Origin of the sequence: Enterovibrio calviensis DSM 14347 (genome assembly GCF_000621165.1) — a bacterium.
Taxonomy (GTDB): Bacteria; Pseudomonadota; Gammaproteobacteria; order Enterobacterales; family Vibrionaceae; genus Enterovibrio; species Enterovibrio calviensis.
The window spans coordinates 80,671-101,868 of the sequence record NZ_JHZA01000020.1 but is presented as its reverse complement, the minus strand read 5'-3'; the positions used below and the strand labels follow the sequence as shown (position 1 = coordinate 101,868).

Annotated in this window: 22 protein-coding genes and 1 riboswitch; of the genes, 3 read left to right on the top strand and 19 right to left on the bottom strand. The window is 48.0% G+C overall.

The window, feature by feature from the left end:
• Positions 1-577 precede the first annotated feature (577 nt).
• Entirely contained in the window at positions 578-1,036 is a 459-nt protein-coding gene (locus Q365_RS0116125) for an RNA recognition motif domain-containing protein (RefSeq protein ID WP_028024320.1), read from the top strand.
• Here Q365_RS0116125 and murI read toward each other — a convergent pair.
• The 4 genes from murI to Q365_RS0116105 form a co-directional block, all read right to left on the bottom strand.
• Positions 1,014-1,814 (bottom strand): glutamate racemase, encoded by an 801-nt coding sequence (murI, locus tag Q365_RS0116120; protein WP_028024319.1) that lies wholly within the window; start codon positions 1,812-1,814, stop codon positions 1,014-1,016. The two genes, Q365_RS0116125 and murI, sit on opposite strands and share 23 nt — an antisense overlap.
• Before the next feature lie 49 nt (positions 1,815-1,863).
• Positions 1,864-2,535 carry a Dph6-related ATP pyrophosphatase gene (locus Q365_RS0116115; protein ID WP_028024318.1) on the bottom strand — a complete coding sequence of 224 codons (672 nt, stop codon included), beginning with the start codon at positions 2,533-2,535 and terminating at the stop codon, positions 1,864-1,866.
• A gap of 47 nt (positions 2,536-2,582) precedes the next feature.
• Entirely contained in the window at positions 2,583-4,403 is a 1,821-nt protein-coding gene (locus Q365_RS0116110; RefSeq protein ID WP_155859021.1) for a TonB-dependent receptor domain-containing protein, read from the bottom strand.
• Positions 4,404-4,448: 45 nt separating this feature from the next.
• Positions 4,449-4,649: riboswitch (cobalamin riboswitch) on the bottom strand.
• A gap of 74 nt (positions 4,650-4,723) precedes the next feature.
• Complete coding sequence (locus Q365_RS0116105; RefSeq protein ID WP_028024316.1) at positions 4,724-5,251, bottom strand: ATP--cob(I)alamin adenosyltransferase; 528 nt, start codon at positions 5,249-5,251, stop codon at positions 4,724-4,726.
• Between the two features lie 149 nt (positions 5,252-5,400).
• Here Q365_RS0116105 and trmA point away from each other — a divergent pair, with 149 nt between their 5' ends.
• The gene (trmA, locus tag Q365_RS0116100) at positions 5,401-6,507 is read left to right on the top strand and encodes a tRNA (uridine(54)-C5)-methyltransferase TrmA (RefSeq protein WP_028024315.1); all 1,107 of its coding nucleotides are present in this window, start codon (positions 5,401-5,403) and stop codon (positions 6,505-6,507) included.
• A 126-nt stretch (positions 6,508-6,633) separates the two neighbouring features.
• Here trmA and Q365_RS0116095 read toward each other — a convergent pair whose 3' ends face one another.
• Both Q365_RS0116095 and fabR read right to left on the bottom strand, forming a co-directional pair.
• Positions 6,634-7,011, bottom strand: coding sequence for a YijD family membrane protein (locus tag Q365_RS0116095; RefSeq protein WP_028024314.1), 378 nt, complete (start codon positions 7,009-7,011; stop codon positions 6,634-6,636).
• 5 nt (positions 7,012-7,016) lie between these two features.
• Positions 7,017-7,661, bottom strand: coding sequence for an HTH-type transcriptional repressor FabR (gene fabR, locus Q365_RS0116090; RefSeq protein ID WP_028024313.1), 645 nt, complete (start codon positions 7,659-7,661; stop codon positions 7,017-7,019).
• Between the two features lie 263 nt (positions 7,662-7,924).
• Here fabR and sthA point away from each other — a divergent pair, with 263 nt between their 5' ends.
• Positions 7,925-9,340, top strand: a complete 1,416-nt coding sequence (sthA, locus tag Q365_RS0116085) for a Si-specific NAD(P)(+) transhydrogenase (RefSeq protein ID WP_028024312.1) — start codon at positions 7,925-7,927, stop codon at positions 9,338-9,340.
• 100 nt (positions 9,341-9,440) lie between these two features.
• Here sthA and cysQ read toward each other — a convergent pair whose 3' ends face one another.
• The 13 genes from cysQ to gspD all read right to left on the bottom strand — a co-directional run bounded on the left by cysQ (position 9,441) and on the right by gspD (position 21,184).
• Complete coding sequence (gene cysQ / locus Q365_RS0116080) at positions 9,441-10,256, bottom strand: 3'(2'),5'-bisphosphate nucleotidase CysQ (protein ID WP_028024311.1); 816 nt, start codon at positions 10,254-10,256, stop codon at positions 9,441-9,443.
• A gap of 78 nt (positions 10,257-10,334) precedes the next feature.
• Positions 10,335-10,889, bottom strand: a complete 555-nt coding sequence (gene nudE, locus Q365_RS0116075; RefSeq protein WP_028024310.1) for an ADP compounds hydrolase NudE — start codon at positions 10,887-10,889, stop codon at positions 10,335-10,337.
• A 19-nt stretch (positions 10,890-10,908) separates the two neighbouring features.
• Entirely contained in the window at positions 10,909-11,655 is a 747-nt protein-coding gene (locus Q365_RS0116070; protein ID WP_028024309.1) for a type II secretion system protein N, read from the bottom strand.
• A 1-nt stretch (position 11,656) separates the two neighbouring features.
• Positions 11,657-12,142 carry a type II secretion system protein M gene (locus tag Q365_RS0116065; RefSeq protein WP_028024308.1) on the bottom strand — a complete coding sequence of 162 codons (486 nt, stop codon included), beginning with the start codon at positions 12,140-12,142 and terminating at the stop codon, positions 11,657-11,659.
• Positions 12,143-13,348 carry a type II secretion system protein GspL gene (gene gspL / locus Q365_RS0116060; protein ID WP_028024307.1) on the bottom strand — a complete coding sequence of 402 codons (1,206 nt, stop codon included), beginning with the start codon at positions 13,346-13,348 and terminating at the stop codon, positions 12,143-12,145.
• Positions 13,320-14,345, bottom strand: coding sequence for a type II secretion system minor pseudopilin GspK (gene gspK / locus Q365_RS0116055; protein ID WP_028024306.1), 1,026 nt, complete (start codon positions 14,343-14,345; stop codon positions 13,320-13,322). Before gspK ends, gspL begins: the two co-directional genes overlap by 29 nt.
• Positions 14,342-14,989 (bottom strand): type II secretion system minor pseudopilin GspJ, encoded by a 648-nt coding sequence (gene gspJ / locus Q365_RS0116050; protein ID WP_028024305.1) that lies wholly within the window; start codon positions 14,987-14,989, stop codon positions 14,342-14,344. The genes gspK and gspJ overlap by 4 nt, the downstream gene beginning before the upstream one ends.
• Positions 14,973-15,335, bottom strand: a complete 363-nt coding sequence (gene gspI / locus Q365_RS0116045) for a type II secretion system minor pseudopilin GspI (RefSeq protein ID WP_028024304.1) — start codon at positions 15,333-15,335, stop codon at positions 14,973-14,975. The genes gspJ and gspI overlap by 17 nt, the downstream gene beginning before the upstream one ends.
• Entirely contained in the window at positions 15,332-15,889 is a 558-nt protein-coding gene (gene gspH, locus Q365_RS0116040; protein ID WP_028024303.1) for a type II secretion system minor pseudopilin GspH, read from the bottom strand. The genes gspI and gspH overlap by 4 nt, the downstream gene beginning before the upstream one ends.
• Positions 15,890-15,892: 3 nt before the next feature.
• Positions 15,893-16,330 carry a type II secretion system major pseudopilin GspG gene (gspG, locus tag Q365_RS0116035; protein WP_028024302.1) on the bottom strand — a complete coding sequence of 146 codons (438 nt, stop codon included), beginning with the start codon at positions 16,328-16,330 and terminating at the stop codon, positions 15,893-15,895.
• A 44-nt stretch (positions 16,331-16,374) separates the two neighbouring features.
• Positions 16,375-17,598, bottom strand: coding sequence for a type II secretion system inner membrane protein GspF (gene gspF, locus Q365_RS0116030; protein WP_028024301.1), 1,224 nt, complete (start codon positions 17,596-17,598; stop codon positions 16,375-16,377).
• Positions 17,598-19,100, bottom strand: coding sequence for a type II secretion system ATPase GspE (gene gspE, locus Q365_RS0116025; RefSeq protein ID WP_028024300.1), 1,503 nt, complete (start codon positions 19,098-19,100; stop codon positions 17,598-17,600). Before gspE ends, gspF begins: the two co-directional genes overlap by 1 nt.
• Before the next feature lie 65 nt (positions 19,101-19,165).
• Positions 19,166-21,184, bottom strand: coding sequence for a type II secretion system secretin GspD (gspD, locus tag Q365_RS0116020; protein WP_028024299.1), 2,019 nt, complete (start codon positions 21,182-21,184; stop codon positions 19,166-19,168).
• Positions 21,185-21,198: the final 14 nt, after the last annotated feature.

Here is a 21,198-nt window from a genome sequence, read left to right as displayed (position 1 = left end):
CCACACAGATTGTATAGGTCAAATTGTTAAAGAACGTTGACTGTAGAAGCGTTTGCTTATCATCGTCAGGGCTGCGAATTGTACGCTGCCGGGCGATGAAGTCAAGAAGAAATTTTGAGATTTTTCAACGTTGCTTTCGCAACCTTCAAAACGTCTTATTGACTCCCTTCAACCGCGATAAGCACTGGGCTTTTCCGTTGAAGCAGGCGGGCATTCTACTGATTGAGTCGTTAACGTCAAGCGTTTATTTTCAATCAAGTTTGAAGCCGTTTTCGCCGTACTGATTGGGTGAGTAACACCTGAATGATGTGCCGCTCTCCGTGTCAGTGAGGCGGCATTATAGAGACTGAGATCACATAGGCAAGGCTTTTTATCTGTTTTTATTTCGACTGAACACAATTCAACCTAAACTTTAAAAAACACAACAAATTGCAACATTAGATAGGCGTCACATTCACTTACTGGCAATAACATCTCAATAACCGTAATATCGAACCGACAATTGTATTTATTTTAGTCAGCATTGATTTCGATCCTTCATGCTATATCTTCTAACCGACTTTTAAATTTAATGATTATGAAAACATCTATTAGTTTGTTAATTACCGCTGCCATTGCTTTGATTGGCTTTTTTATCCTAAACAGTTCACAAACCGTGATTACGAGCAACGGAGCGTCGTTTGCTTTAGGCGCTATTTCTGTTGGTATTGCCCTTTCTCTTCTTTCTACTAAGTCTGCGGGCGAGAGTTCATCTGAACTACCTACATCTACAAATAGTAAAACCATCTATGTCGGCAATTTGCCGTACCGTGCAAATGAAAACGACGTAAAAGAACTCTTTGCCAAGCATGGTGAAGTATTTGCTGTTCGCTTAATGAAAGACAAGCGCACGGGTAAACGTCGAGGTTTTGGCTTTGTTGTAATGGCAGCAGCCGATTCACCTGAAGCTATAGAAGCACTTAACAATGCAGAATATGGCGACCGAACTTTGAAGGTACGAGAAGCTAACGACCCTAGAAAGTCGGAGCGCGCTTAATCGGTGAGAAGCCAAGTTTCTGCATTTCTTGATTCAGAGCGATTTCACTTTCAACAACAGCACTACTAAAAACAGAATGCTGTAACTGACGATTCAAGGAGGTCTTTTGGCCTCCTTCTTCATTTAGTAAACCACTCACTCTGCTCGCAATGGCATGCCCCGAATCAATAACGGTACAATCGTTCCCCATCACCTGCTCGATCTCGCGTTTTAACAATGGAAAATGCGTACACCCCAAAACGATGCAATCCACTTGGCTAATGAACGGTGCCAGTATTGTTGAAAGTGAAGATTGATTAACTGGAACTCCTCTAAGTTTTGCTTCTCCCATTTGTACAAGCTCTGTTGAGCCAACCATAGTTACATGGCAGTCAGGGGCAAAATCTCTTACGAGCTGCTGGGTATAGTCGCGCTTAACGGTTGCGGGGGTTGCCAGTAGGCCAATGCGTTTGCGTTTACTGATCGCTGCCGCAGGCTTGATGGCTGGAACAACGCCCACCACAGGAATGGATAACCTTTCACGCAATGGCGGAAGAACAATGGTGCTTGCGGTATTACAAGCAATCACGACCAACGCAATATCATGTTCCGCGCACAACGCTGATACCATGCCACAAACACGGCTAACTAAAACATCGTCAGCCAATTCTCCATAGGGGAACGCTGCGTTATCGAATGCATAGATGATGTGCTGCTCAGGCATCGCTTTCGCTATTTCCTTAAAGACGGACAGCCCTCCGACGCCAGAATCAAATATCAGCACACTTTTCACTATCATTACCTTTTCTATGGTTTTCGTCGCAATGATACTTGGTGAAGGCGGTCTTTTAAATCTCCGGCTCACTCAGCCGGTAAATCTGATGATGAAAACGCCCTTCCAGTACCAACTTATCTACCTCTATCGCCAAAGGCCAAGAAAAGCACGGTGCATCGGTAACTAATGTATGAAATTCGCCGTCCTCCCCACAAGGATCACAGCTTTCCGGTAGAAGACCTAGGAGCGAATGATCATAACGCTTGCCTAAGAATGATGAATCAAGCTGGGTGGTATCAATTGTCGTAAGGTGAGTCACGATACCGTCTTCTATAATCTCGTGAGCTAATCGTTCACTCGACTGCCCTAACAATGGAAAAACACACTCCCACCCTTGAGGTTCTATATAGCTTCGGCGGTATGCTTCTATGCCATTGCAAAACATGTCTCCAAATGCGACTGCGTCAATTTCAAGACCACTCTCTTTTATGCCTTCAATAATAGCTTGTTGATAAACATTGTTGGGCGGGAACACTTGCTCTAATTCGATAAGTACTAAAGGTAAACCAATGCTCTTGGCTTGTGCCTTTACAATATCAATCGGTGTGGCTTGAAAAGGCACTTCCCCATCAACAAACGATGTATATAAGCCAACGACTTCATAGTCAGGATTTTGTTGAAGCCTGCAAAGAGTGAGTGTTGAGTCTTTGCCTGACGACCAACTCACGATGACACATTTTTTCATTAATGTTCTCGGATAAAAAAGCCGCCCGTGGGCGGCTTGCTCTCAACTTAAAATACAAAATCTAAGTTAACGTAGAAACTTCTTTCTAATGCAGGATATCCGCCTGCAGTTTCATATTCTTTATCAAATACGTTGGCCACCTTCCCTCGCAGCGTCACATGACTATTAACATCATATTGTGCGGTAAAATCCCAAAGGCTGTAACTTCCCAGAATATCGCCGCCAGAAAAATCTAGTCGCTCACTCTGGTATTGGTATTGCGTTCCCAATAACACATCTTTCACCCAAACAGAGGTTCGCCACTTGGCAACCTGTTTGGCACGGCGAGCTAGTTGCTCATCTTTGGAAACGTCTTTCGGATCTTTCAAATCCAACGATACTTGGTTATAAACAGGTCCAATATCGAAGTTAGCCATCAACTCGACACCACGAATTTCAGCTTCTTCAATATTTTCATTCGTACCTGTTGGCCATGAGCCAGTGTACATGATCAGGTTATCTATCTTGGTAATGTAGCCGTTTGCGCTCCAACCTACATTGTAGGTTGTCCCCTCAACACCAATCTCCAGATTTTCTGACTCTTCAGGCTTGAGTGTCGTATTACCGCCGGTTCCATAAAGAGAATCGAAGCCTGGTGCTTTGAATGCCGTACCATAGCTACTGAACACACGATAATCTGATGATATACTCCAGCCCAGTGCAATCAATCCAGTTCCGTTGCCACCGAACTGGTCGTTCTCATCGTGGCGAAGACTGCCTTCTAGCAAAACTGAATCAGAAACATTCCAGTTTGCCAGAACAAACGCGCCAATATTCTGTCTTGGGTTATCTACGATATTCTCAACCGAGATAAAGTTACCTTTTAAGTATTTTTCCCAAGATGAATCCAAGCCACCAGTTAGTGCTACATCTTCTGACACTTGAAAGCGAGTTGCTACACTGCCATACACCTGACGGATTTTGCTCGTTAGATCCGCATCTGTTTTAGATGCACCGTCGAAGTAGTCGTAATTTGACTGCTCGCCGACTTCAATACGCAATAATGTATTAGAGTTACCTGCACGAATTCCGGTGTCAGCGCCAAACGTTGTGTTTTCAATCCAACTTCGTTTCTTTGAGCCAAAACCATCGTAATCGACGTCATTTTGGAACCAGCGCGCTATCACATTTGAGGTGACGTTCTCAGTAGATTTAATGCCAACACGCGCAGAAAGGTTCTTACTTTCAAATCCATGCTCAGTACCGGGAGCCGCGTACTCAGGATGCACGTTATAACCATCGGTCTTTTCAAAACCACCAGCAAGCTGAAGGCTTACAGAGTCTGATACTTGCGTCGTCACACCTGCATTCGCCTGAACAAATCCGTCACTTCCTGCACCAAGGCCAAATCTCTTCGATTCAACATTATTACGGGTAATGATATTGATAACACCACCAATGGCATCAGAACCATAAACAGTCGCACCCGAGCCTCGAACAACTTCAATTCTTTCCACAGAGCTTAGCGGAAGCATATTGAAGTCCACCGACCCCATCATGGTTCGAGGAAGTCGAACGCCATCAACGAGCACCAATACATGATTCGATTCAGTCCCCCGAAGGAAAATTGACGCATTTTGGCCACGACCGCCATTCTGTCCAATTTCTACACCGGGCAAGGTTTTCAGAGCATCGACTAAACTTTTCGCTTGAAGCTCTTCCAAGTCAGAGCGGGTCAGTACAGAAATAGGTGCTAAAACAGTTGAGACAGGCTGTTCAAATCGAGAGGCGGTTACGACCATAGTGTCGTCGATAGAAGGGGTGGTTGTTTCGGCGTGCGCAAAGACAGCCATTGGCAGCATTCCTGCTACCCAATACTTATGAGACATATCAGATCCATTTTCGCGTGTATCTAATGATGTCAGGAAATCCTGAGACCATATTGTAACCCAGCTGATATTCGGACTTTGAGACGACCTACGATGACGACTTCCCATCCCCTATGCGACATAGGGCTACAGTGTCTGGCTTTTGCCGTGTCATTTTCGTTTCTCATTACCGCTGCGCGCCAGTTCTGGACTTACACCAGATTCCCAGCTGGAAGTAAAAAGCGCGCCGATTATAGATAAGTCAGCGCGCCTTTAATACTCGGATAATGAGATCTGTCCCTAATTAGCTTGGAAATGGCTCAGGAAAGAACATTCGGAAATTAGTAGTTGATGCTGATGTAATCCACTTCTTCGACATCCAGTTTCATCTTGATGTACACCGTCAATACAAAGAAGAAGTTAGCAAGTAAGTTAGCGAACCGAGGTAGTGTGGGTTCAAACGTCTCGCCTGACTCATCTAAACGATGAAGTAGACGGACGGTTTTCTTTGCACCAGTACGACATTGATGCAATGCCATCACAGCGACAGGGCCTCGTGGCAACACAAAACGCGAGACACGACCGCGACTTTCTTCGTTGTAATAGTCATATCGCGCATGCAGCCACTCTAAGTCTTCCTCAAATATGCCATTCTTGCCGCGGACAGAACCATTGAGATGGTAAATTTTAGGGTGAAGCGTTTCTAAATCTGCCACGACATCATCAAAACCCTCAGGCATCTGCGCCAAAACCATCCCTACCAAGCTGCAAAGCTCATCAGTATGGATTTCGTAATCACACGTGAGTGCAGATTCATAAATAAAGGGGTAACAAATCTCTTTGCGATTTTTCGACTTTTGAATACTCATTGGTCAACTCAGTCTCTTAAGGTTGTGCCAATCTTATCCTAACCGATATGTTTACGCTTCTGCTGGCGAAAAAGTCAGCGAAAAGGCTGGACAATATGGCTTGGCTACATACAATTTGCGCTCATTTTTAGTTATGCAGGTTAGGTAATATGAGCAACACCCTGATTGACACCAGCCAGTACCAGGCGCAACTGGACGAAAAGATTGCACGTATGCAATCGACATTTTCCGAGTTCAATGCCCCTGAGTTAGAGGTGTTCCCTTCACCAGACAAGCACTACCGAATGCGTGCTGAGTTCCGAGTCTGGCATGAAGGCGACGACCTTTACTACATCATGTTCAATCAGGAAACCAAGCAGAAGTACCGTGTGGATCAGTTTCCACAAGCAAGCCGCATCATCAATGATTTGATGCCACTGCTGGTTGACGCCATCAAGCCGATTGAAAGCCTGCGCCGTAAACTGTTTCAAGTAGACTTCCTGTCTACCATGAGCGGCGAAGTACTTGTTTCTATGCTTTACCACCGCCAATTGGATGAAGAGTGGGAAGCAAACGCTCGCATGCTAAAACAACGCTTAAATGATGAAGGGTTCAATCTCAACCTCATTGGTCGCGCGCGTAAGCAAAAAATCATCCTTGATCGCGATTACGTGTTGGAAAAACTGACTGTTGATGGCCGACCACTCACCTACCAGCAAATCGAAAATAGCTTTACTCAGCCTAACGGTAAAGTGGCTGAAAAAATGCTGGAGTGGGCAGTTGATTGCACCCAAGAAAGTACCGGTGACCTGCTCGAACTGTATTGCGGTAACGGTAACTTTTCATTGGCACTAGCTGACAACTTTGATCGCGTACTAGCGACCGAACTGGCTAAGCCTTCCGTTGAGTCGGCGCAGTTCAACATCGCCATCAACAACATCGAAAACGTACAAATCATTCGCATGTCTGCGGAAGAGTTTACGGAAGCGATGGAAGGGAAGCGCGAGTTTCGTCGCCTGCAACAAGCAGGTGTCGATCTCAAGAGTTACAACTGCAACACCATTTTTGTCGATCCACCGCGCTCAGGCATGGATGAAGGAACATGTCGTATGGTGCAAGCCTACGATCGCATCCTTTATATTTCGTGCAACCCAGAGACGCTAAAAGAGAACCTCGCGATCTTATCCGAAACGCACACTATTTCGCGCTTCGCATTATTTGATCAGTTCCCTTACACGCATCACATGGAAGCTGGCGTTCTACTGGAACGCAAATAAGCGAAGATGAAAGACAAAAAAAGGAGCCGATAGGCTCCTTTTTCAATTTTCGTCTTTGTGCAATGAACGCTAAACATTGAGAGGCTTTGTTTTTTCGCCCCCAACTAAGCGGATCTCTGCCTCCACTTACTCGCTAGCCGTTTCTTCTTTCTTCGTCATATTCAGCCAACCCATTTTGTGTACGACCCAGAAAGCCAGCAGCATGGTGACAATGATCGAGAAGAAATTACCGCCAAGATCCGGCACTTGCATACGAACAAATGCGGAATAACCAAATGCTCCCACAAGGAAACACGCAAACGCGATCAGCGGTGTGCCTTCTGTAAGAGGTTGATTAATGTGTTGTTGGTAAAAACAGTATACCGACAGCACGAATGCAATAACGGGGAAAATAGAGAAGGCAACGCTATCGATGAAAAACGTTGCGAGAGTCGCACTGCCGCACAAACCGGCGAGCACAGCGAGTAGAAGAAATTTACGCTCTGATTGGTGATTCTGTTCCATAATTTTTACCTGCCTGAAGACAACTTATCCTTGAGAGCATTACGTTCACGTTCTTTTCGATACCAATACGCACCTTTTGAAAGCATGCGAAGCTGAGTAACCAGTCGCTCTGCAAGCTCAGCACGGGCGCGTTTGTCCAAATCCAGTGCTTCAGCACCAGAACTGAACACCAAAGTCACACATGCTTCAGCTTGATTATAGGCCTCTTCACGCGTCAACCCTGCAGTTGCTTCGAAATATTCTGTCAGTTCCGCAACAAAATGTTGGATCTCTCGTGCGACAGCGGCACGAAATGCCGTTGACGTACCTGAACGTTCACGTAATAGCAGCCGAAGTACATTAGGGCTACTTTCAATAAATTCCATGAAGGTTTCCACCGACGTTCTTACTACACTGCCTTCAGTAGCAATACGTTGGCGAGCTTGACGCATTAATTGGCGCAGCAACAAGCCTCCCTCATCAACCATGGTCAAACCCAGTTCATCCATGTCTTTGAAATGACGATAAAACGATGTTGGCGCTATGCCAGCTTCACGCGCCACTTCACGTAAGCTGAGGTTGGAAAAGCTCCGGTCTGCGCTGAGTTGGCTAAATGCCGCATCAATCAGCGTTCGCCGAGTTTTTTCTTTCTGTTGTGCTCTTATTCCCATCGCCAGTGTTTACCTCATGAAATCTAAGAGCAAACTATACTCGCTTTTTTTCATCAGTTCAGTGCCTGTGAGTAGCACTTTTTGTAATCCTGAGTTGGATCACCCGATACCCAGCCCGAATTCCCCACAAAAGTCTGATTTTTACCGACCGTAGCGTGATCACCTACGCTGAATAGTAGAGAGTGTGTTCTCGTTACTTAACATGGACGTTACACTTGTCACCAAACAACCAGAATATAATGAAAACAAAAGGTCATACGGATATGAGCAAAGCGACCCCTACATCGTCCAGTCATTTTGATGTCATCGTGATCGGCAGCGGGCCCGGCGGCGAAGGTGCTGCAATGGGTTTAACCAAAGCAGGATTACGAGTGGCCGTTGTTGAAAAAGAAAGTACGGTAGGTGGAGGCTGTACTCACTGGGGTACCATTCCGTCCAAGGCATTAAGACACACCGTAAGCCGTATTATCGAGTTCAACCAAAGTCCGATTTATACTGGTGACAATCAGCATATCCACAGTACATTTTCTGCCATCTTAGGCCATGCGCAATCAGTGATTGGGAAGCAAACTCGCATGCGTCAGGGGTTCTACGACAGAAACCTATGTACCATTTTGCATGGCTCTGCGCGTTTTAGTAACACGCATGAAATGGAACTCACAACGGCTGACGGCACTGTCGACAAATACACTGCTGACAAGTTTGTGATTGCCACTGGCTCTCGTCCTTATCGTCCTAAAGATGTCGATTTCACCCATCCTCGCGTTTATGACAGTGACTCTATCCTGTCGCTACAGCACGACCCACGCCACGTTATCATTTATGGAGCGGGCGTTATTGGCAGTGAATATGCCTCTATTTTCCGCGGCTTGGGCATCAAGGTTGACCTCATCAATACGCGAGACCGACTGCTGTCTTTCCTTGATAACGAAATGTCAGACTCCCTCTCTTATCACTTTTGGAATAGCGGCGTGCTGATCCGAAACGACGAGACCTACGAGAAAATCGAAGGCACAAAAGAAGGCGTTATTCTTCACCTTCAATCAGGCAAGAAGATGAAGGCCGACTGCCTGTTATTTGCCAACGGTAGAACCGGTAATACCGACTCACTGAACCTAAAAGCAGTGGGGCTGAAAGCAGACTCTCGCGGGCAACTTAGCGTTAACGACAACTACGGCACCGCGGTTGAACACGTTTATGCTGTCGGTGATGTGATTGGCTACCCAAGCCTCGCTAGTGCAGCCTATGATCAAGGCCGAATTGTTGCTCAAGCGATTGTCGAAGGTCAGGCAAATGGCCGATTGATTGACCATATCCCTACTGGTATTTACACCATTCCAGAAATCAGCTCAGTGGGTAAAACCGAACAAGAACTCACTGCCGCCAAAGTGCCTTATGAAGTGGGCCGCGCTCAGTTTAAACACCTCGCTCGCGCACAAATTGCAGGCATGGATGTGGGCAGTTTGAAAATCTTGTTCCACCGCGAAACCAAAGAAATTTTGGGTATTCACTGCTTTGGTGAACGTGCTGCTGAAATCATTCACATCGGGCAGGCTATTTTTGAACAAAAAGGTGAAGGCAATACGCTCGACTACTTCATCAATACCACGTTCAACTATCCAACCATGGCGGAAGCGTATCGCGTCGCCGCATTGAATGGTTTGAACCGTTTGTTCTAACCCAAGCAAGAAACACCGCTTTAGAAACGAAAAAACGGAGCGAACGCTCCGTTTTTTTATGCCTTTAAACCGACGATCTATGGTCTCGAGTCTGGGCTTTTTAGCCTTCGAGGCGCACGATGTCACGCCATGGCAAATCTGTATCACCCATCACAATGAAGTTAGGGTTTTCTAACGAATCGCGCTCATTGTAGGAAAGCGGAGACAAGGTAGTATCGAGAATACGGCCACCCGACTCTTCCACAATGCACTGCGTTGCAGCAGTATCCCATTCACCCGTTGGACCGAGACGTAAATAGCAATCTACCGCCCCTTCAGCCACCAAGCACGATTTCAACGCGGCAGAACCCAATGGCACTAAGTTGTAGTTCAAACTTGGCGCTAAACGATCAGTAATCGCTTTGATGTTCTGACGTCGACTGATAGCTATAGACAGCGATTTTATGTCACCGTCATGTTTCATGATCGACAAACGAACCTTTTCACCATCAGGCATCACTTTCCACGCACCATGCCCTTTTGCAGCATAATACGACACACCGGAGACTGGGCCATAAACGACGCCCATGATTGGCTGATTATCTTCCACCAGCGCAATGATCGTGGCGAAATCGCCACTGCCTGCGATGAACTCTTGCGTACCATCTAGCGGATCGACCAACCAATAGCGAGTCCACGTTTCGCGTTCTTCGAGAGGGACAGACGCATCTTCTTCAGACAACACAGGGATATCCGGTGTCAGAGCACTTAAACGCTCTGTCACCAACTTATGTGCCGCCAAATCAGCACTGGTGACTGGCGTATCATCACTTTTAATGTTTTTTTCAAAATCGCCGCGCTGATAAATATCCAGGATCACTTGTCCTGATTCACGAGCAATCTCTATGACAGGTTGCAATAGCTGTGACAGCTCCATGCCTCACTCCTCTTGGGCTCTCACACTACGACTTTGCTTGGCTGACAATGGTCACGCGACAAACGTCACTGCTAGCAGTTAACGATTGTTCAGATGCCTCAATGCCAACATTAATGCAGTAATACTGCGAGCTTCCCCAAAATCGACGTGCGCTAATAATTCTTCTGCCTGCGCTAGCGGCCAGCGAACCAATTCCAATGGCTCGGGTTCATCGCCCTCGAGCTTCTCTGGATACAGGTCCTGCGCTAGTAGCAGGGTCATCTTGCTAGAAAAATACGACGGTGCAAGCACCACTTCTTTCAGCGGGATCATATGATTGGCACCAAAGCCAATTTCTTCTTTTAATTCTCGGTTGGCAGCTTCCAAAGCGGTTTCACCGGGATCAATGAGTCCTTTTGGAAAGCCTAGCTCATAACGTTCTGTGCCGGCGGCATATTCTCTGACTAACAACATATCACCATTGTCTGTCACAGGAACGACCATCACGGCGTTTCGTCCGCTTGGCTTCATACGTTCATACGTGCGCTCAACACCGTTACTAAAGCGAAGTTCTAACGCTTCAATTTGAAACAACCGCGATTTCGCGACCACTTTCGCATCAAGAATTTCTGGAGCTATTGTCTTTTGCGTCATCATTCTCTCCTGCAAAAGCCTAACCGTTGAAGCTCAATCGGTAGCGCCCTTCTCCATCTGGCGCACCCAACCAACCCAACTGGCCTTTGATACCCTGAGGCAAAGCATCACCGGGAATAAACCACCCACTTACGCTGTATTGTTGGTCCGGTGATAACGATAAATTAAATTCGGTTTCGAGTGCTTCCGAATCACTGTCTCCACTCACCAACACACTTCCGGTATCACACGTCAGTTGTGCCATTACCAAACCGGGTTCCACCGACCCCATTGGCGAGTCAACACTACCTTGCGACCAAGCCAGCGTGCCGTCAAGCACATCACAGAAAGGTTGCTGTAATTGGTAGTCACGAAGAGTGAGATCAAACTGGCCTTTTAAACTGACTGGCAGCGGGTAAGGAATAAATGATTGAACAAAATGTGCTGGCGCAGAGATCAGCAATTGGCTTGCATAGACCCCACTAAAACCATATCCAAGGTTGCCACGTGCAGAAAACCCAGGGACACCAGACACACGAACGCCAAGATCCGCTTTGCCCGTTAGCAATGCTAATGGATTAAACTCCCAATTTACTGCGCCAAGAGACTGACCTTGCCAGCGGAAGTCTGACGCCACTCCATTCCAGATGGTTCCCGAAACGCCATTCACTTCCAACCCGTTCACAGGTGGAATGTAGCGAAAAACAAAACTGGCAGGCGTATGCACCACAACGCTGGTCAACAAGACCAATACAAACACGATACTCATAAGGACTGTGCGTTTCATCTTACCCTCGTCCTAGTTGCAGGCGCTTTACTTCTACCAATCCCGATTTATCGGTCTTACCAATATCAATAAATTTCACCTGCACGCCGTGGCTAACAGACAAAAAGTCGAGCCAACTGAGAAGGGTATTGAATGGCATAGGCTTCAACCAAACTTGGATCTGCTCTTGTTGTGGCTGAAGACGCACAATTTCAAGGTTGTAGCGTTTAACACTGGTGGTCACAGACTGATTGAGCGGCAATGCACTCGCCTGTCCACGACTTCCCGCAGTAACGCGCAGTGATTGGATTTCAGCCGCTTTACCATTAACCCAAGCCAGCAGATTCTTTTCACTGTTCACACGTTGCTGAGCTTGCTCAGCTCGAGCTTGAAGTGGACTCACCACTCCCCAATACAGCCCGCCGAGAAGTAATACCGCTGTTGCAACGCCCATCAGACGTTGCTCTCGCTTAGATAGCCCTTGCCAATAAGCCAATATCGCTTTCATTTATGGCTCCTTTCGCAAGACAAATGCACCCGTGACGCTTTGCTGATCACGACTCAATTGCCCTAATTCTGTCGAATACTTCGCGGACAGCGCCTCACGCAGTTTTTCGAAATCACCAAAGTCTTTGCCGCGAGCATTCAATCGCAACTCACCACGATCACGATCGAAGCGCATGGCATCCAATTTGATGCCTGACGCGCCTTCCAAAATCGGGCCCAGTTCGGCAAGCCAAACCATGACACCTGAACTGCTTCCCGTTCCAGACAATCGTGTCACTTCGCTTTCGAGTATACGGCGCATATAACTGGTGGTAGGAATGCGTTGGTTTTGAGGCAACAGTGCACGCACTCGCGCCTCACTCTGGGCGCGATATTCATCGGCTTGCGCTTCCATTTGATAGATACCCGCCACTTGCTCAGCGCCAAGCACTGACAGTAACAAAGCAGCAGCAATGGCCACACTTCGCCAAGGCTTAAGGTGTCTATAAATTTGATTCTGAGGTTTATAGTGACCAACGAGCAGATTGTATCGGCTTGCCAACGCGCCTTGCGCAAGTAACAACATAACCAGTTCTGCTGGCTCGCTGCGCCAGTTTTCAGCAGCACCCTCTGGCAATTCAGAGTAGCTAACAACCGCTTTCATCGGTGCATCTGCGTCGTCTTGCTCGTGCAAGCTTCGCAGCCACACTGGCAGCCACAGCATTTCCGCCATACCACCAGAGGTTTCATTAACCCGCACTAGCCAACGATCATTGAGCGATGCGACGCTATAGGCGTCTTCATTCAATGGTAAACACAAGCAATCAGGGACAAGTCGACGCACCGTTAAGCCGGCGTCATCTAGTGCATCAAGCCACTGCTGCATGGTGCGCTTTTCAATCACGGCAACATGCGCGTGCTCTGCACTTTTACTGAGCAAAGTAATATGAACGTGATCCACATCCTGCGCCAAATCGTCTTCGAGCAGAAAAGGTAATACGTTTTCTAACTGACGCGCACTCCCCGATGGGATAGCCACCGTCGCTAGCGTTACGGCCGCGCTGTCAGCCAGCGCTACAACCTCTCGATCGACGGCATAGTCTGTCAACTGTGACAGACTGTCAGCTTCGCCTGACGCGATCACTTCCTGTTGGCTCGTTGACCACACCAACCAAGGTATGGGTTCCTGCGTATCGCAGTTAAGCCTTATTGTCAGGATCTCGCTCACTCATTCCTCCAAAGCGGCGACGAACTACAGTCACCGTACCATTATCATCCCTTTGCAACAGCGCTCGTAATCGTAACGACGTGCTGTCGAGGGTAATTTCCGTGTCCAACTCAAAATATCGGCTGCGCACATCAAGATTCTTTTGTAGCTTTTCTTTGTCTTCGTCACTAAGCCCTGAGAGCACAGGCTCTGCAATAAAGCTCGCGACGTCTTTCCAACCATCAACCGGATTTCGCTCGTTGATCAGCTGCTTGGCTTGATCTTCCGACAAATTCGGATGCAACAATGCGGTCAGGATCGGCGCATCATCTTCAGTGAGCGTATTGACGTTAACCACCAATTGGTTGCTAGGTATCGCACACAACAGCGGGCTCACTTTTTCATAAATCTCACGAGTCACACCGTGGATAGCTCGCCATTCAGAGATATCAGCAATCAAACCATTGGGTGCGACATGCGGTATTGACCGTGCTTCGTACTCACTGTCTTCAACGCCCAACGGCGATTGGACGTTGGTGTTAACGTCGACGTATTCCCACGTTGCTGCGGCGACTGTTTCCGCTTCGAAGCTATCAATGTCTTGCGATTCAATTAACTGCTGTAGCGCAATCACCAGAGCGGGATTCGTGCCATTCTCAGTTGGTTTAATATCTCGAAGCCCGTTGACGTTGAAACAGGCTTGGCGGTCAAAAACGTTACCTGTTGCTTGCCCGCCGTCTAGAGGATAAATCTGATCACGTACCGCCCAAGGCTGGCTTAATGTCACCGTGTCATCGTCACCAAAGCTTTCTTCAAGACCAAAGCGCGCGAGAGACTCTACCGACTGTGCATACCAATAAGCCTGCTGATAACGAATCTGGCTTTCGGCTCGGTCAAAGTTCACGAACATACGGCTTGCCATGTTCACGGACACCATGGTCATCAGCGCCATGATCAAAAGCACGACAAGCAGTGCAACACCACGTTGTGATTGTCGACTGTGCTTCTTCATCATCATTGCACGCCACCAGCGATTGGCGCAGGTAACACTTGCCCAGGCAGTAAATAAACTCGGGTCAACTCACCATAACGCTCGGTATCAAGGGTCACTCGAACAGCTTTAGGCATCTCAAGCGGCGAGTCCCAACTGGATTGCCAGCTCTCACTGCCTAGCACCTCAAATTTAATCTCTGCAACGCCTTCCATCACCGGCATCACGGCAGGGTCAACCGCCGAACTATCATCTGGGTACATCCAACGAACACGCTCTAACGTGTCATCTTGAATGCGATATCCAACCTTGACCACTTCACCGCGAGGAAACAAGGCTTGGGGGTTAATCCATCCACCACGAACAAAACGTATTCCCTGAGATTCCGATTCATTCACATCATCACCCATTTCAAGGAGTGCCTCTTGCGCTTCCTCACCACCATCACGGTATTGTCTCGCCATCATTTGGCGAAAGTCGCTGTCCATGATCAGCAGTGTGCGTTGCAAGGTTTTCAGCGCATCGCCAACTTCTTGTGTTTGCTTGTCACTGGCAATCACGTTACTGAATATTTGGTTAGCGGCAACGCTCAGCGTGGCGAATATCATTAGCGCCAATAGCACTTCAATGAGTGTAAACCCGCGAGTTCGGCGTTTAGTTTGCAGGAACATACGTTCTCACCGACACAATTGAACTGCGCTTGGTTTCGTCTTGCCAAACAATCACATCAACAGCGCGAAGCATGTTATCTGCCGTTGCCGTAGGTTTAATGGTCCAAAACCACTTTCGCCCCGCCATTTCTGAGTTGCCATTCTTTTCTGATGACAACGCTTTTCCTTCTAAGACAAACAACGCCAATTGATTATCTGCCACCATAGCGGCAAAGGTTTTCTCTTCTAGCACACCGAGTGTATTCACATGCTGTCCGGTGGCATTCAACACCGCTAGCGCAGCCACCGCAAAAACTGCCATGGCTACCAACACTTCAATCAGGGTAAAGCCGCGAAATCGCTTCACTCTTTACCCTCATTCAGCGCAGTAATTTCAAATGTTGCCACGTCATTTCCTTCCACTTGCCACAGGCGCTTCTCATTGGCTAAAAATGTCAGCGAAAATGGGATAATTTCGCCGTTACCCATTAACACCACTTGTGGCGGCTTTGGCTTGTCCTCTTCTTCGGCAAACATTTCCTCATCGAAGAGCGCTTCTCTATCAAACAGGCGATCTTCTTCTGCCACAAACCCCGTGACTTGCAAGTCAAGCTCGATGCCTTCAGGCATGGTTGCTTCAGTCACTGTGCGCCCCTTTTCAACAGGCACCCAATCTTCACGGGTTAAACGGACTAACTGGTAGCTATTGTCATTCACACGTAAACCAAAGGTTTGACCGCTCAACAATGCCTGTTCAGTCCAAAGCTGTACCAATTGATAGAAACGCTGAGCTTCCCCTTTGGCTTCATCACTTTGGTTTTGCGGAAGGTTGGGCACCACGATCACTGCACTGATAGCTAATAACAGCATCACAAGCAGGACTTCCAGCAATGTAAACCCGGACGGGCGCCCTCTCTTCATCGGTTACTTAAGATCTAACATGTTCCAGTTGCCAATATCCTGGTTCACACCTTCGCCGCCTTCTTGGTTATCAGCACCCAAGGAGAAAATATCCACGGAACCGTGTTCACCTGGATTAAGGTATTGATAATCATTGCCCCACGGGTCTTGCGGTAGACGCTTAATGTAGCCATCTTGACGATAGTTGCGTGGCTCTGGTGATGAGCTAGGCTTACTCACCAATGCATCCAAACCTTGGTCTGTTGTCGGATAAACACTGTTATCCAGACGGTACATGTCTAGCACACCTTCTAGTGAGCTGATGTCTGTGACGGCTTTTTGCTGATCCGCTTTGTCTTTGTTACCCAGCAGGTTTGGTACCACTAAACTTGCCAACACACCCAAAATAACGATGACAACCATGATTTCCAGCAGGGTGAAGCCCTGTTGACGTCGTTGCATGTTCTCTCTCCTGAAAAATTGCTGCTCCGCAGCTTATATTGAAATCAAACGCCCACAATATTGTTGAGCTGAATAATAGGCATTAATGTTGCCACCACAATGAAAAGTACGATTAACGCCATCACAATAATCAACAAAGGACCAAAAATACCAAGTGCAATATTCACTTGAGACTCAAAGTCCCTATCTTGGTTGTCTGCCGCGCGGGTCAGCATTTGTTCTAGCTCACCACTTCGTTCGCCACTGGCGATCATATGCAGCATCATCGGTGGAAACAGTTTCGATTTTTCCAACGACACACGAAGACTTGTCCCTTCACGAACTCGATCAGACGCTTCCAGTACTTTGGTTTTCACCCACGTATTGGTCATCACATCAGCTGCAACTTTCATTCCGTCCAATAACGGAATGGCGCTAGAAGTACAGATTGACAAAGTACGGGCAAAACGCGAGGTGTTGAGCCCTCGAGCTACGCGCCCTATCACTGGCATACTGAGCACATTCTTGTCCCAGCCCAGTTTCCGATTTGGATTTCGAAGCATCATCTTAGTCAGCACAAACGTCGCCACTAAGACGACTAACACTAGCCATCCCCATTGGGTAACAAAGTCACTGGCTGCAAGTAACACCTGAGTGATACCGGGCAATTCTGCGCCTGTTTTAAGAAATTGCCCGACGATATCAGGCACCACGGTCGCCAACAAAAATGCGACAATGGCGATGGCCGCCACCGTTAGCACAATGGGGTAAACCATGGCTTGAATCAGTTTGTTTTTCACCTGCTGTCGGTTTTCGACATAATCAGCCAAACGCTCCAACACCGGCCCTAAATGCCCTGACTTCTCCCCCGCAGCCACCATGGCGCGAAAAAGTTGGTCAAACACATGAGGATAATCCCCAAAGCTGTCCGACAGGGTATACCCCTCAACAACGCGAGCGCGCACTCCTGTCAGCATGTTCTTCAATCGCGGCTTTTCCGTTTGCTCCGCTACCGCCTTGATACATTCTTCAAGTGGCATGGCAGCTTGCACCAAGGTCGCGAGTTGACGGGTGATCAGTGCCAAATCATTGGTACTGATCCCACGCTTAAAACCTGCCGAGGGTTTGGCTTGGTTTTGCTGTTCTTTCTCATTGGTTTGCGCTATTTCCATCGGAACAAGCGCCTTTTCACGAAGCAGTTGGCGAGCCAATCGCGCGGTATCAGCCTCAATCACCCCTTTAACGGTGCGACCTTTGGCATTTAACGCTTTGTATTCAAACGCTGCCATTAGCCCTCCCGCGTCACACGCAGAACTTCTTCTAGCGTGGTTTGACCCTTACGCACTTTCATCAAGCCATCTGCACGGATACTTGGGGAAGATTCGCGAACATAACGCTCGATAGCTTGTTCACCCGCTTCGTTGTGAATCAATTCTTGCACGTGGGTATCCACAACCAACAGTTCATGAATACCCGTTCGGCCACGATAACCTTTGTGATTACAGGCTTTACACCCCTTAGCACGGTAGAGGGTCAAGGGCTCATGCTCTGCCAAATCAAACCACGCTTTGCTCTGTGTATCCGCCTCATAGGCTTCTTTACAATCAGGGCACAAAGTACGAACCAGACGCTGGGCTAACACGCCCAATAACGAGGAGGAAACAAGGAAAGGCTCAATCCCCATATCGCGCAAACGCGTGACAGCACCCACTGCGGTATTGGTGTGAAGGGTCGACATCACCAAGTGACCCGTCAACGAGGCTTGAACGGCAATTTGCGCGGTTTCTAAGTCACGGATCTCACCGACCATCACCACGTCAGGGTCTTGACGCAATATCGCGCGCAAACCACGGGCGAACGTCATATCAACTTTGGTGTTAACTTGTGTCTGACCAATGCCGTTGATATCAAATTCAATCGGGTCTTCAACAGTGAGTATGTTGCGCTCGGCGCTATTAAGTTCCGTCAAACCGGCATACAAAGTGGTCGACTTACCCGAACCTGTTGGACCGGTAACCAGCAATATGCCGTGAGGGCGTTTAATCAAGGTCTGGAAGTTGTCATGGACAGATCGCGTCATACCCAAACTTTCGAGATCCAACTGCGTGGCGTTTTTGTCCAAAAGACGCAATACGACGCGCTCACCATGAGATGACGGCATCGTGGATACACGAACATCAACGGCACGTCCGCCGATACGCAGCGAAATACGACCATCTTGAGGAACGCGTTTTTCAGCGATGTCCAAACGCGCCATCACCTTGATGCGAGAAACAAGCAGCGGCGCCAGCTTACGGCTCGGGCTTAACACTTCACGAAGAACACCATCGACACGGAAGCGAATCGATAAGCTTTTCTCGAATGTTTCAATGTGAATATCAGAAGCAGTTTCTTTGATTGCTTCCCCAAGCATGGCGTTAATCAATTTAATGATCGGCGCGTCATCTTCGGACTCGAGCAAATCTTCACTTTGCGGTAGCTCTTCCGCAAGCGCAAAGAAGTCATCACTGTCAGCACCGATGTCCTGCATCAGCTGCTGCGCTTCGGACGAATCACGTTGATAGAGCTGCGTGAGCTTGGGATCAAAATCTTCAGTGCGAAGTTGTATCGGCGTGAAGCTTTGCCCCAGAACCCTGCGTACTTCCATCAGTACCGCCGGTTTCGGTTGGTCACGGTAATACAATAACCAACCACTCTCGGTTCGCTCGACCACCACACCATGACGTTTTGCAAAGCCGAAGGGAAGGCGAGTTGCCGCCGTCACCACTTCCGCATCAATGCCGTCACCCATGATGTCACTATCAAACGAGTCTCGGTCAAAAGTATCGTTATCCAAAGGCTGTGTATCCATGGCGATTACCTCAACTCTGCCATGATAGCGCGGACTTCTGCAGGCATCGTCAAATCAACGCCGTATTCAGGTAACACGGGTTTTTTCACGCCTGGCATCAGCTTCACTTCTTCTTGCGAGTGATAAATTTGTTCAGCGCGAATGTAATTGTACTTACGCTGCGATATGCCATCTGCCGTCAAACCAGTACGAATAATCGTTGGCTTGATAAATAGCATCAGGTTACGTTTTGTTTTACTCGAAGAAGTCGACTTGAACAAATGACCAAGGAATGGAATGTCACCCAGCAATGGAACCTTTTGCTCACTTTCGTTGGTTTGCTCGTCAATCAAGCCGCTCAATACAATCATTTGACGGTCTGCAGCCAATACCGATGTGTTTAGCTGACGCTTACCAAAACGAATATCAACCGCGCCACTGGCACCCAATACGTTAGAGATTTCCTGCTCAATGTTCAGTTGAACAGAATCACCTTCGTTGATTTGAGGTGTAATTTTGAGCTTGATGCCCACATCTTTACGCTCAACGGTCTGGAACGGGTTGTCGTTGTTTGAACCCGTAGTAGAGCCGGTCACAACAGGGACTTCCTCACCTACGATAAACGAGGCTTCTTCGTTATCGAGAACCATCAAGCTTGGCGAAGACAGAATGTTGGAATCACTGTTCGACGATACGGCGGTAACCAATGCCGTCCAGTCACCAAACACAATACCTGCAGCAAGCCCACTCACTCCGCCGAGTACCTCTGCGATAGCGGTTGGATCACCGGATTCAGTGATTGGCACTTCGACCAAATTGTTGTTGTTATCGAAACGAGATTCCGTTGAGGTTTGATCCTTGGCTTCTTCTTGCGCCGCCAAGTAGTTGGTCACCGGCACGCCCGTATTACCAAACTGAATACCGCCACCGTCTAATGAACCCCACTGAACACCAAGATTTGCACCGTCACTTTCGGAGATTTCCACAATCATCGCTTCAATCAATACTTGCGCACGACGAATATCCAATTGAGAAATCACGCTTTCTAGCGCACGCATGATATCGGGTGGCGCAGTGATCACCAGTGAATTCGTTCCCTTGTGGGAGGAGATTTTCACGTCATTACCTGCAACCGCTCCCGCTTGGCGCTGACCGCCTTGCTTCTCAGCAATCAGGTTTTCTGATACGCCCTGCAGCACATCAACCACTTCTTCCGCTTTTGCATAGCGCAGGTAAATAACACGGTTATTGCCCGTGGTCGCCATTTCGCGGTCAAGTTGTGAAATCAGCTTACGGATGCGATCACGCACTTGCGGTTCGCCGGAGATCAATACAGAGTTGGTGCGTTCATCAGCCACAAAACTCGGCTGCAACAGTTGAGGGGTGTTCTTGCCATCGCCTTGCTTGTTCAAGCTCTCAACGATTCTCACCATCTCAGAGGCAGAGGCGAATTCGAGGTGAACCACATCCACTTCTTTGTTGCCGGCTTGGTCAACACGCTCAATGATGTCCGCCAAACGGTTAACCACGGCCGCACGGCCCGTGATCATAATGACGTTGGCTGGGTCGTAGTGAACCACGTTACCCGCACCGGCGTTATCGATAAGCTGACGCAATAACGGAGACAATTCGCGAACCGATACGTTTTTTACGGATACAACACGGGTAACAACCGCATCGCCTTGAACTTTGTCACCATCGCCAACCACAGGGATTGCCGATTGCTTGGCGTCTTTATCACGAATGACTTTAAGCACACCGTTTTCCATTTCGACCACGGCAAAGCCGTAAACGGACAATACGTTGAGGAAAAACTGGTAATACTGATCTTCATTGAGCACATCGTAACTACGCACGTTGACCTTGCCACGAACCGCAGGGTCAACAATGATCGTTTTCTCTAGGTTGCGTCCAACAATCTCGATGAACTCTTGAATATCAGTCCCTTTAAAGCTGGCGCTAAATTCTGCCGCCCATGCGCCCATGCTCTGCATGGCAAGCATGCCGGCAATCAACCACGTTTTACCTTTCATCCACGTCTTCACTGTGCTCTCCGTTT